General features: G+C 75.8%; 11 protein-coding genes. 7 read left to right on the top strand and 4 right to left on the bottom strand.

The features are described from left to right. Positions 1 to 486: 486 nt before the first annotated feature. From allB to RKE29_RS23210, 4 genes are all read left to right on the top strand, one after another. A complete protein-coding gene (gene allB, locus RKE29_RS23195; protein WP_312007520.1) occupies positions 487 to 1,833 on the top strand; it encodes an allantoinase AllB in 1,347 nt (448 codons plus the stop codon). Beyond that, positions 1,830 to 3,002, top strand: coding sequence for an allantoicase (alc, locus tag RKE29_RS23200; RefSeq protein ID WP_312007521.1), 1,173 nt, complete (start codon positions 1,830 to 1,832; stop codon positions 3,000 to 3,002). The genes allB and alc overlap by 4 nt, the downstream gene beginning before the upstream one ends. A 187-nt stretch (positions 3,003 to 3,189) precedes the next feature. Further along, complete coding sequence (locus RKE29_RS23205) at positions 3,190 to 3,624, top strand: ribonuclease domain-containing protein (protein ID WP_312007522.1); 435 nt, start codon at positions 3,190 to 3,192, stop codon at positions 3,622 to 3,624. Between the two features lie 289 nt (positions 3,625 to 3,913). After that, positions 3,914 to 4,333: a DUF4259 domain-containing protein gene (locus tag RKE29_RS23210; protein ID WP_312007523.1), complete on the top strand. Its 420-nt coding sequence runs from the start codon at positions 3,914 to 3,916 to the stop codon at positions 4,331 to 4,333. A 186-nt stretch (positions 4,334 to 4,519) separates the two neighbouring features. Here RKE29_RS23210 and RKE29_RS23215 read toward each other — a convergent pair whose 3' ends face one another. Genes RKE29_RS23215 through RKE29_RS23225 form a run of 3 tightly spaced genes read right to left on the bottom strand, consistent with a single transcriptional unit; the run spans position 4,520 to position 6,835 of the window. After that, on the bottom strand, positions 4,520 to 5,287 hold the full coding sequence (locus RKE29_RS23215) for a glucose 1-dehydrogenase (RefSeq protein WP_312007524.1): 768 nt from the start codon (positions 5,285 to 5,287) through the stop codon (positions 4,520 to 4,522). A 36-nt stretch (positions 5,288 to 5,323) separates the two neighbouring features. Beyond that, positions 5,324 to 5,821: a cyclophilin-like fold protein gene (locus RKE29_RS23220; RefSeq protein ID WP_312007525.1), complete on the bottom strand. Its 498-nt coding sequence runs from the start codon at positions 5,819 to 5,821 to the stop codon at positions 5,324 to 5,326. A 6-nt stretch (positions 5,822 to 5,827) separates the two neighbouring features. Next, positions 5,828 to 6,835 carry a zinc-dependent alcohol dehydrogenase family protein gene (locus RKE29_RS23225; RefSeq protein ID WP_312007526.1) on the bottom strand — a complete coding sequence of 336 codons (1,008 nt, stop codon included), beginning with the start codon at positions 6,833 to 6,835 and terminating at the stop codon, positions 5,828 to 5,830. A gap of 256 nt (positions 6,836 to 7,091) precedes the next feature. Here RKE29_RS23225 and RKE29_RS23230 point away from each other — a divergent pair, with 256 nt between their 5' ends. Then, on the top strand, positions 7,092 to 7,988 hold the full coding sequence (locus tag RKE29_RS23230; RefSeq protein WP_312007527.1) for a helix-turn-helix transcriptional regulator: 897 nt from the start codon (positions 7,092 to 7,094) through the stop codon (positions 7,986 to 7,988). 222 nt (positions 7,989 to 8,210) lie between these two features. Here the strand turns inward: RKE29_RS23230 and RKE29_RS23235 are convergent, their stop codons facing one another. Continuing rightward, positions 8,211 to 9,125 carry a LysR substrate-binding domain-containing protein gene (locus tag RKE29_RS23235; protein ID WP_312007529.1) on the bottom strand — a complete coding sequence of 305 codons (915 nt, stop codon included), beginning with the start codon at positions 9,123 to 9,125 and terminating at the stop codon, positions 8,211 to 8,213. Positions 9,126 to 9,187: 62 nt separating this feature from the next. Between RKE29_RS23235 and RKE29_RS23240 the strand changes: the two genes are divergently transcribed. Together RKE29_RS23240 and RKE29_RS23245 are read left to right on the top strand one after the other, a co-directional pair. Further along, complete coding sequence (locus tag RKE29_RS23240) at positions 9,188 to 9,907, top strand: SDR family NAD(P)-dependent oxidoreductase (protein ID WP_312007530.1); 720 nt, start codon at positions 9,188 to 9,190, stop codon at positions 9,905 to 9,907. A gap of 117 nt (positions 9,908 to 10,024) precedes the next feature. Next, complete coding sequence (locus RKE29_RS23245; RefSeq protein ID WP_312007531.1) at positions 10,025 to 10,744, top strand: GntR family transcriptional regulator; 720 nt, start codon at positions 10,025 to 10,027, stop codon at positions 10,742 to 10,744. The last annotated feature ends 321 nt before the right edge of the window (positions 10,745 to 11,065 follow it).

The following is an 11,065-nucleotide window of genomic DNA, read 5'->3' on the forward strand; positions in this document are numbered from 1 at the left end:
CCGGCGGCGGCCGCCCGTCCGTGGTCCCGGCCGGTGGCGCGGTCCGGAGCGGGCCCCGGCGCCGGGCGCCCAGGATGCCCGGGCCGGGCTGCCGGGCCGGACCGCTGGGCCGAAGCGCCGGGCCGAGGCGTGTCCGCCCGCCCGGCGGCCCGGTCCGGTACGACGGCGAGGGCAATAGCTCCGTAACCGCGCCGCAACATGCCTCGTGCACCGTCAAGCGGAAGCCGTCTTCCGCGACCGCACCCCCGGGAGGGCCCGATGGCATCGCCCGCCGGAGTGGGCCGGCTGTGCCCGCGCCCGCCGGACCACGGCCTCCCGCCCGCCGCCGGAACGGTCGGCCGCCGGGGGCCGGGCGGTGCGCGGCGCGGCGCGCCGGTTCTCCCCCGCTTCCCTCACGCGCCGGAGCCGACCGGCCAGTAGACTCCCCGGAAAGAAAACGGAATTCCGCTATTCGGAAGTAAGGGCCCGTGGGTGAGAGGAGGGCGAGTGGCGGTGGCCGACGTGGACCTCGTACTGCGCTCGACGCGCGTGGTGACCCCAGACGGCGTGCGCCCGGCGTCCGTCGCGGTCGCGGACGGCCGGATAGCCGCCGTCGCGCCGCACGACGCGCCCGTACCGCCCGGCGCCCGGCTGGCCGACCTCGGGGACGACGCGCTCCTGCCCGGCCTGGTGGACACGCACGTGCACGTCAACGACCCCGGGCGCGCCCACTGGGAGGGCTTCGGCTGCGCCACCCGCGCGGCCGCGGCCGGCGGCGTCACCACCCTCGTCGACATGCCGCTCAACAGCGTCCCGCCCACGACCACCGTGGCGGCCCTGGCGGTCAAGCAGGCCGTGGCACGCCCGGCGGCGCACGTGGACGTGGGCTTCTGGGGCGGCGCCGTACCCGGCAACCTGAACGACTTGAAGCCCTTGCACGATGCGGGTGTGCTGGGGTTCAAGTGCTTCCTGACCGACTCGGGCGTGCCGGAGTTCCCGCACCTGGCGCCCGACCGCCTCGCCGCCGCCCTCGCCGTGATCGCCGGCTTCGACGGCCTGCTCGTCGTCCACGCCGAGGACCCCGGCGTCCTGGCCGCCGCCCCGCCGGCCGCCGGAGCGGCCTACGCGGGCTTCCTCGCCTCCCGGCCGCCCGAGGCCGAGCACCGCGCCATCGCCGGCCTGATCGCGCTCGCGCGCGAGCACGGCACGCGCGTGCACGTGCTGCACCTGTCGTCCGCCGGCGCGCTGCCGCTGCTGGCCGCCGCGCGCCGCGAGGGCGTCCGGATCACCGCGGAGACCTGCCCGCACTTCCTGACCCTGACGGCCGAGGAGGTGCCGGACGGCGCCACGGCCTTCAAGTGCTGCCCGCCCATCCGGGAGGCCGCCAACCGGGAGGCGCTGTGGGCCGGCCTGGCGGACGGCACCGTGGACTGCGTCGTCTCCGACCACTCCCCGTGCACCGCCGACCTGAAGACCGGCGACTTCGGCCAGGCGTGGGGCGGCATCTCCTCCCTCCAGCTGGGCCTGCCCGCCGTGTGGACCGAGGCCCGGCGGCGCGGCCACACGCTCGCGGACGTGGCCCGCTGGATGTCCACCGCGCCCGCCGCCCTGGCGGGCCTGGACCGCAAGGGCGCCGTCGAGCCCGGGCGCGACGCCGACTTCGCCGTCCTGGCGCCGGAGGAGACCTTCACCGTCGACCCCGCGGCTCTCCACCACCGCAACCCGGTGACCGCGTACGCCGGCCGGACCCTGTACGGCGTCGTACGGTCCGCCTGGCTGCGCGGCCGGCGGATCGCCGAGGACGGCGTGCCCGGCGAGCCCGCCGGCCGCCTGCTGGAAAGGGGGCGCGCGTGACCCCGCCGCGCTTCACCGGTCCCGCCGCGCCCTACGCGGGCGGCGACCCGTACGCCGACTACCGCACCGCCGACTTCCCCTTCGCCCGCCTCACCGACCTCGCCGACCGCCGCCTGGGCGGCAGCGTGACCGCGGCGAACGACGAGTTCTTCGCCGAGCGCGAGAACCTGCTCACGCCGGAGCCCGCGTACTTCGACCCGCACGCCTTCGGCCACAAGGGCAAGGTGATGGACGGCTGGGAGACCCGCCGCCGGCGCGGCCTGAGCGCCGACCGGCCGCATCCCGCCGACGGCGACCACGACTGGGCGATGGTGCGCCTGGGCGCGCCCGGCGTCGTACGCGGCGTCGTGGTGGACACCGCCCACTTCCGCGGCAACCACCCGCGCGAGGTGTCGGTCGAGGCCGCGGCCGTGCCCGGCGCGCCGTCGCCCGAGGACCTGCTCGCGGACGGCGTGGAGTGGACCGTCCTGGTGCCGCGCACGCCGGTCGGCGGGCACGCCGCCAACGGCTTCGCCGTCGACGCCGGGCGCCGCTTCACCCACGTACGGCTGCGCCAGTACCCGGACGGCGGGGTGGCCCGGCTGCGCGTCTACGGGGAGGCCGTGCCCGACCCCGCCTGGCTCGCAGCCCTCGGCACCTTCGACCTGGCAGCGCTGGAGCACGGCGGCGCCGCCGAGGACGCCTCAGACCGCTTCTACTCGCCGCCCGGCAACACCGTCCTGCCCGGTCGCGCGCGGCGCATGGACGAGGGCTGGGAGACCCGGCGCCGCCGCGACCTCGGCCACGACTGGGTGCGCTACCGGCTCGCGGAGCAGGCCGTGCTGCGCGCCGTCGAGATCGACACCAGCCACCTGAAGGGCAACGCGGCGGGCTGGGCGGCGCTGTACGCGCTGGACGCCGCGCCGGACGCCGCGGGCCCTGCGGACGCCCCGGCCGTCTCGGGCGCCTGCGGCGCGGGTCCGGGCGGCGGCTGGTTCCCGGTGCTGCCGCGCACCCGCCTCCAGCCGGACACCGTCCACCGCTTCGCGCTGGGCCCGCTGCCGCCCGCCACGCACGTGCGGATCGACATCTACCCGGACGGCGGCATCGCGCGGCTGCGCGTGCACGGGTCGCTGACGGCGGACGGCGCGGCGCGGCTCGCCGAGCGGTACGCCAAGCTGAACGGCTGACGCCGCGTCAACTGCCGTGCGGGGCCGGGGTCACCACGCGTCGTCCGCTGGGGCCGCGCACATCCCGGCCGCATGCGCCCCCTGTGGTTAACGCGTCCGTCACCTGGGCGGAAGGCCCGTGAACTCCTGGGAAAATCGGATGAGTTGACGTTGACGGGCCGTGGTCTACGCGCGTCATGCTGGAGGCATGAACTTCCCCCCACGGTTCTCCCGCATCGCCGCTCTCGGCGCCCTCACCACCGCCCTGCTCGTCGGCGGCCCGGCCGTCGCGGCCGGCCCCGCGGCCCCGGCCGCCGCGCACCGCGTCGCGGCCGCCGCGCCGGCGGCCGTCGCGTCGGTCGGCGACATCTGCTACTCCGACCTGCCGTCCCAGGCCCACGACACCCTGCGCCTGATCGACCAGGGCGGCCCCTTCCCGTACCCGAAGGACGGGACCGTCTTCTCCAACCGCGAGGGCATCCTGCCGCGGCAGACCAACGGCTACTACCACGAGTACACCGTCATCACCCCCGGCTCCCCGGACCGGGGTGCCCGGCGCATCGTCACCGGGCAGCGCACGGACGAGGACTACTACACCGCCGACCACTACGCGTCCTTCGACCTGGTCGACTACGGCTGCTGAGCCGTCGGCCCGACCAGCCGAAACCTTTCGCCTCCCCGGCGCCGCGGCCGCTGCCACCCCTCCCGGGCAGCGGCCGCGGCCTTTTACGCGCGGGCGGTCGCCGTCCGCCCGCGCGGGCCGACGGCGGGGAGCGCGGTACGGGCTCGCGCCCCGGCGCGTACGGGCCCCCGGTTCGGGCGGCGGCCGTGCGGCCCTCCAGACGTCCTCCACGAGGCCGTCGGCACCGTCTGACACCATGCCAGGCGTGGACACACCGTGACATTCATCGCGCGGAGGGGACAGTTCCGCCATGGGCACCTGGGACATCGGGCCGTTCGACAACGACGAGGCGGCGGACTTCGCGGGCACGCTGGACCGGGCGCCGGTGCGGGAGCGGGCGCGGCTGCTGCGGGACGCCCTGCGCGCGGCGGCGGAGGAGGCCGGCTACCTCGAAGGCCCGGACGGCGCCCGGGCCGTGGCGGCGGCCGCCCTGGTGGCCGCGGCGCGTACGGGCGGCGGCGCCGACTCGGCCTACGGCCCGCGCGAGCCCCTGCCGCCGCTCCCGGACGACCTGGCGGCGCTGGCGGCCCGGGCCCTGGACCGGGTCCTGGCGGAGGACTCCGAACTGCGCGAGCTGTGGGAGGACTCAGGCGACGCGGCCCCGTGGGCGGGCGGCGTCACGCGCGTACGGGACGCGCTGCGCGGCGCGGGCCCGCTCCGGCCGCCGTGAGCGCGACCAGGCTCCGGTCACGGGGCGAGAGGCCGGGGCGCTCCCAGACGTCGCCGAAGAGGATGTCGTGGTGACCTCGGCGAACGGGGGAGCGATCGCCTCCGGCTCCTCGGGGGTGGACTGCTCTGCTGTCACTCCCCCTCGGGGTACGGGTCGTTCCGACGGAACCCGGTCCTGGCGCCGCGGTTACCGGGCGACGTAGCCGCCGTCGACGGGGAGGGCGACGCCGATGACGAAGCCGGCGCCGGGGCTGCACAGCCACAGGACGGCCTGGGCGACCTCGTCGGCGGTGCCGAGGCGGTTGACGGGCTGGCCCGCTTCGGCTTCGGCGCGGTCGAGCTCGCCCTTGACGATCATGTCTTCGACCATGGGGGTGTCGATGGTGCCGGGACAGACGGCGTTGATACGGATGCCGCGCGGGGCGTATTCCAGGGCGGCGCTGCCGGTCAGGCCGATGACGCCGTGCTTGGAGGCGTGGTAGGAGGCGCGGCCGGGGATGCCGACCAGGCCGCCGAGAGAGGAGCAGTTGACGATCGCGCCGCTGCCCTGGGCGCGCATGTGGCGCAGTTCGTGCTTCATGCTGGCCCAGATGCCGCGCAGGTTGACGGCGTTGACCCGGTCGAAGGCCGCGGCCGGCTCCTCGGCGGCGTCGGAGGGCGGGATCTGGATGCCGGCGTTGTTGTAGGCCATGTCGAGACGGCCGAAGGTTTCCACGGTGCGGTCCACCGCGGCCGCGACCTGATCCTCGTCGGTGACGTCGCAGACGAGAGCGAGGGCCTGGCGGCCTTCCGCGGTGAGCTGTCCGGCGGCGGCGGTGAGGGCGGCTTCGTCGATGTCGGTGAGGGCTACGGCGGCGCCGGAGGCGGCGAAGGCCCGGGCGGTCGCCAGGCCCATGCCGGAGGAGGCGCCGGTGACGAGGGCCACCTGGCCGGTGAAGTCGTATGTGGGGTTCACAGGTGTGGGCTTCTTCCGGGAGAAGGCTGACAGGGGTCAGGGAGCGGCTTCGACGCGGACCCGGGCGGCGGTGGCGAGGCGGTCGATGTCCCGCCTGTCCGTGAGGCGGCCGAGGATGACCAGGCCCGGGGAGTGCTCGCCGTCGCGGTAGAAGAACGCGAGATTGCCCCAGGGCGCGTAGTAGGCGAGGTCACCGGCCTTCGGCGTGACGGCGTCCGGGGCGTCGGAGGTGTCCAGCCTGCGCGGCGGGTCGCCGACGCGCTCCGTCCGGTGGAAGTCTTCCAGGTCCAGCGTGAGGGGGAGCAGCGTCGCGAAGTCGCGTGCCGCGGCGCTGTCGTCCAGGGTGGCGCCGATGCCGTGGCCGTCGATCGACAGGCGGATCGTCCGCACGGTGCTCCTCTCGGGCGGCGCGCTCGGTGTGCCGGGCGGTGGGGACGTCGGGGGCGGGGATGTCGGCTGCGGGGACGTCGGCGGCGGGGTGTGGCCGCAGGCCGCCAGGGCCAGCAGGAGCGCGACGACGATGACGGCACGCATGCGGGGTCAGGGCCTGAGAAGGGCCTTGACGGCGCGGCGCTCGTCCATCGCCCGGTAGCCCTCGGCGACCTGGTCCAGGGGCAGGGCGAGGTCGAAGACCCTCCCCGGGTCGATCCGGCGGGACAGGACGCGGTCGATGAGGTCGGGCAGGTAGCGGCGTACGGGAGCGGGCCCGCCGCGCAGGCCGACGTGGGAGAAGAACAGCTCCTGCCCGTCCACGGCCACGTCGTGGGGGACGCCGACGAAGCCGACGCTGCCGCCGGGACGGGCCGCGTGCAGGGCCTGCCGCATGGCCTGGGCGGTACCCACGCACTCCAGCACGCTGTCGGCGCCGATGCCGCCGGTGAGGTCCTTGATCCGCGCGACACCCTCGTCGCCGCGCTCGGTGACGATGTCGGTGGCGCCGAACTCCCGGGCCAGCTCCTGGCGGGACGCGTGGCGGCTCATGGCGATGATCCGCTCCGCGCCCATCTCCTTGGCGGCGATCACCGCGCACAGGCCGACGGCGCCGTCACCGACCACCACGGCGGTGGAGCCGGGCCGGACCTCGGCGGCCCACCAGCCGGTGCCCATGACGTCGGAGACGGCCAGCAGGCCGGGCCACAGTTCCCCGTCCGGGTGCTCGCCGGTGGCCACCAGCGTGCCCTGGGCGTTGGGGATGCGGACGTAGTCGGCCTGGCAGGTGCTCATGAACTCGCGATGCAGGCAGTTCGACGGGAAGCCGTTGCGGCAGTTGGCGCAGGTGTTGTCCGAGGTGGCGAACGAGCCGACCACGAACTGGCCCGGCCGGACGGAGGCGACCTCAGCTCCGACCTCCTCGACGAAGCCGACATACTCGTGCCCCATCGGATGCGGACCGGCGACCGGCTCCAGGCCGCGGTAGGGCCACAGGTCCGAGCCGCACACGCAGGTCACAGCCGTGCGGATGATCGCGTCGGTGGGGTGGAGGATCTTCGGATCGTCCAGGGTCTCGAAACGGACGTCACCGGGGGCGTGGAGCACTGCGCCGCGCATGAGAGGTTCCTTTTGCGTGTCGAGGTGTGCGATACCGGGCGTACCGGCCGTCGCCGAGTGCGGGTCGTGACCGGTCGCGGGCGGCGAGCCGCCGCCCGGGCCCGAGTGCGGGCCGCCCGCCCGGCCCCCTTGCGACCGAGCCGGAAAGCACCACGGCATTCAGGTAACCTGCTCCTGGCACGCCAAGCGAGTCACCAGCGAAGGGTGTACCGGCAGTACACCTCTTCGGCCGCGTGCGGGACGTACCGTCGAAGGCGTGGACAACCATGCGGAGGTCCGCGAGTTCCTCACCTCGCGGCGAGCCAGGATCACCCCCGAGCAGGCGGGCCTGCCCTCCGGCAGCCGCCGGCGCGTCCCCGGCCTGCGCAGGAGCGAGGTCGCCGCACTCGCCGACATGAGCGTGGAGTACTACGCAAAGCTCGAACGCGGCAACCTGGCCGGGGTCTCCCCGGCCGTCCTCCAGGCCGTCGCCCGCGCACTCCAGCTCGACGACGCCGAGCGCGCCCACCTCCTCCACCTGGCCCAGGTCGCGGACGGCTCCGACGCTCTCACCCGCCCCCGCCGCCGCACCACCCGGCAGTGGACACCGCACCGGAGCTTGCAGTGGACCCTGGACGCCGTCACCGCCGGGCCCGCCTTCGTCCGCAACGGCCGTATGGACATCCTCGCCGCCAACCAGCTCGCCCGCGCCTTCTACGCCGACGTCTACGCCACCCCGGGCAACCAGGCGAACCTCGCCCGCTTCAACTTCCTCGACCCCGCCTCCCGCCGCTTCCACCCCGACTGGGACCAGGCCGCCGACATCGCCGTCGCCATCCTGCGCACCGAAGCCGGCCGCGACCCGCACGACAAGGGCCTCCACGACCTCGTCGGCGAGCTGTCCACCCGCAGTGACGACTTCCGCACCCGCTGGGGTGCCCACCACGTCCGCCATCACGGCACCGGCACCAAACGCTTCCACCACCAGGCCGTGGGCGAACTCACCCTCGCCTACGAAGGGCTGGAGATGGCCGCCGTACCCGGACTCACCCTCACCGTCTACACCGCCGAACCCGGCTCGCCCTCCGAAGAGAGCCTGCGCCTGCTCGCCTCCTGGGCCGCCACACGGGGGGAAGCCGCCGCCTCCCTCCGGCGTACGTCTCCAGCCGACTGACCGTCCCCACGCGTATCGGCGGCGCGTGCCGGGCCCCCGGGGCCGTCGAGCGGGCCACACCGCTGTCGCCGCCCTCCAGGCGGCCGGCGAGCCCTTCAGCCCCCGCACGGCCCCTGGGCCGGGGCCGCCCGGTGACCTCCGGGGCCACCGGGCCAACGGCGGCGACCTGCCCCGCGCCGTACACCCGCCGGGGGCCACGGGCCGCCTGAAGCCCCCGGGACCTCACGCGGGACCGGGGGCCGTCCGCGCCGGTCCGTCCGCGCCGAGCAGGGCCTCGACGAAGTCCCGGACGGCCGACCTGTGGTCCCCGGGACGCCAGGCGACCGCCAGTTCGGCAGGCGACAGGCCGACGACCGGGCGGGCGACGATGCCGGGGCGCTGGTAGATCGCCGCGTTCCCGGCCGCCAGCAGGACCACGCCGCTGCCCTCGGCCACCGCCTCGAAGGTCTCGTCCGCGTTCGAGACCACCCCGCCCACCCGCACCGGGCGCCCGCTCCGCTCCGCGACGGCCAGCCAGTGGTCGCGCAGCGGCCCCGCGCTCTCCGGCAGCGCCAGGAACGGCTCGTCGAGCAGTTCGGTGAACGGCACCTCGCCGCGGTCGGCCAGCCGGTGCCCGGCGGGCAGCATCACCCAGCGCGGTTCGGTGGCCACCACCCGGACGGACCACGTCTCCTGCCGGGGCACCGGCAGCCAGATCAGCGCCACGTCGACGTCGCCGCCCGCCAGCCCCGCCGTGGCGTCCTCCCAGTCGACCTGGCGCACCCGGATCCGCCAGCCCGGCCGCCGCTCGGCGAAGCGGGCGCGGGCGGCGGGCAGCAGGCCGCGGCCGACGCTGGTGGACACGCCGACGGTCAGCACCGCCGACTCGGCGGCGGCCGCGTCGCTGACCGCGCGCTGTGCCTCGTCCCACACCCGGATCAGCTCCCGCGCCGAGCGCAGCAGGGTCTCGCCCGGCGCGGTGAGGGTGACGGCGCGGCGGTCGCGGTTGAACAGCCGCACCCGCAGCTGCTCCTCCAGCTGCCGGATCTGCTTGCTGAGCGCGGGCTGCGACACGAACAGCCGCTCGGCGGCCTGGGTGAAGTTCAGTTCCTCGGCGGTGGCGACGAAGTACCGGAGGTCCCGCAGGTGAGCGTCCATAGCCGATGGCTATCACACCGGTTCTTGGACGCGCGGCCGGTTCGCCGACCACGATCGGTGCCATGGACTCCTCCCTCGGCTCCCCGGGCTCGCCGGTGTCCCTCGTCACCGGCGGCAGCCGCGGCATCGGCCGCGAGATCTGCGCGCAGCTCGCCGCGCGCGGGCACACGGTTGTGCTCACCGCCCGCTCCCCGCACGCCGCCGCGGCCGCCGCGCGGCAGCTCGCGGAGGAGGGCCGGCCGGTGCACCCGCTGACCCTGGACGTCACCGACGACGCGAGCGCCGAGGCGGCGGCCGCGGAGGTGGCAGCCCGGTTCGGCCGGCTGGACGTGCTGGTCAACAACGCCGCGATCCACTACGACACCGGGCAGCGCGCCGTCACCGCCGACCTGGGCGTCGTACGGGAGGCGGCCGAGACCAACCTGTACGGGCCGTGGCGCGTGGCGCGCGCCTTCGCGCCCCTGCTGCGCGCCGCCGCCCACCCGCGCCTGGTCAACGTCTCCAGCGAGGCCGGCTCGCTGACCAACATGGGCGGCGGCACCCCCGCCTACAGCGCCTCCAAGGCCGCACTCAACGCGCTGACCCGCATGCTCGCCGCCGAACTGCGCCCGTCCGGCGTGCTGGTCAACGCGGTCTGCCCGGGCTGGGTCGCCACCGACATGGGCGGCCCCGGCGGCCGGCCGGTCTCCGACGGCGCGGCGGGCGTGGTCTGGGCGGCCACCCTGCCGGACTCCGGACCCACCGGGGGATTCTTCCGCGACGGCCGTCCGCTGCCGTGGTGAGCGATTTGTCCTGACAAGCAGACTTCGCGACTTCCCGTCACCTTCCCGTGAGGCTACGCTCACCTCGTGGCCCATCGGGATGAAGGCTCCGGAGCAGTGGAGGCACCGCAGTTCAGCGTGGACCGGGGCAGTCCCGTGCCGCTGTACTTCCAGTTCGCCCAGCAGCTCGAAGCGGCCATCGAACAGGGCAGGCTCGCGCCCGGCAGCCTGCTCGGCAACGAGATCGACCTGGCGGCGCGGCTCGGCCTGTCCCGCCCCACCGTCCGGCAGGCGATCCAGTCGCTGGTCGACAAGGGCCTGCTGGTGCGCCGCCGCGGGGTGGGCACCCAGGTGGTGCACAGCCAGGTCCGGCGGCCCCTGGAGCTGAGCAGCCTCTACGACGACCTCCAGGCCGCCGGCCAGGACCCCGCCACGCGCGTGCTGGAGAACACCACCGAACCGGCCACGGCCGAGGTCGCCGCCGCGCTGGGCGTCGCCGAGGGCACCGAGGTGGTACTGCTGGAGCGGCTGCGCCTCGCGCACGGCGAGCCCATGGCCCACCTGCGCAACCACCTGCCCGCGGGACTGCTGAAGCTGGACAGCGCGGAGCTGGCCGAGACCGGCCTGTACCGGCTGCTGCGCGCGGCCGGGATCACCCTGCACAGCGCCCGGCAGATCGTGGGCGCCCGCGCCGCCACCGTCGAGGAGGGGCGGCGCCTGGAGGAGTCGGCGGGCGCGCCGCTGCTGACCATGGAGCGCACCGCCTTCGACGACACCGGCCGGGCCGTCGAGTTCGGCTCGCACACCTACCGGGCCTCGCGCTACGCGTTCGAGTTCCAACTGCTCGTACGACCCTGACGCGGGCACGCCCGGCGCCGTACGCCCCCACGCGCGCCCACCGGCGCCGTAGCCCCACGCGCGCTCACCAGCGCGTACGCCCTGGCGCGTCCCGCGCGGCACACCCCCGGGCACGTACGGCCCGGCGTACGCGCCCGTGCCCCGACTGCCCCGGCCCGGCCGCCGGGCGCCCCTGAGCGGTGCCGCGCGGCCTTGACGAGGCGGCCGACCGGGGATAGCGGATACTTGGGCGGCGGCCGGGACGGGCCGGACACCGGTGGCCGGACGGCCCCGGGCGGGCGGCAGGCCCCGGGCGGCACCGCGGAGTGCCCCGGCGCTCGG

Source organism: Streptomyces sp. B1866, from assembly GCF_031932565.1.
In the GTDB taxonomy this organism is placed as follows: Bacteria; Actinomycetota; Actinomycetes; order Streptomycetales; family Streptomycetaceae; genus Streptomyces.

Excerpts from the sequence above, each read along its gene's own strand:
- RKE29_RS23205 (WP_312007522.1), top strand. The coding sequence starts at position 3,190 with ATGAACTTCCCCCCACGGTTCTCCCGCATCGCCGCTCTCGGCGCCCTC.
- RKE29_RS23210 (WP_312007523.1), top strand. The coding sequence starts at position 3,914 with ATGGGCACCTGGGACATCGGGCCGTTCGACAACGACGAGGCGGCGGAC.
- RKE29_RS23220 (WP_312007525.1), bottom strand. The coding sequence starts at position 5,821 with ATGCGTGCCGTCATCGTCGTCGCGCTCCTGCTGGCCCTGGCGGCCTGC.
- RKE29_RS23225 (WP_312007526.1), bottom strand. The coding sequence starts at position 6,835 with ATGCGCGGCGCAGTGCTCCACGCCCCCGGTGACGTCCGTTTCGAGACC.
- RKE29_RS23235 (WP_312007529.1), bottom strand. The coding sequence starts at position 9,125 with ATGGACGCTCACCTGCGGGACCTCCGGTACTTCGTCGCCACCGCCGAG.
- RKE29_RS23240 (WP_312007530.1), top strand. The coding sequence starts at position 9,188 with ATGGACTCCTCCCTCGGCTCCCCGGGCTCGCCGGTGTCCCTCGTCACC.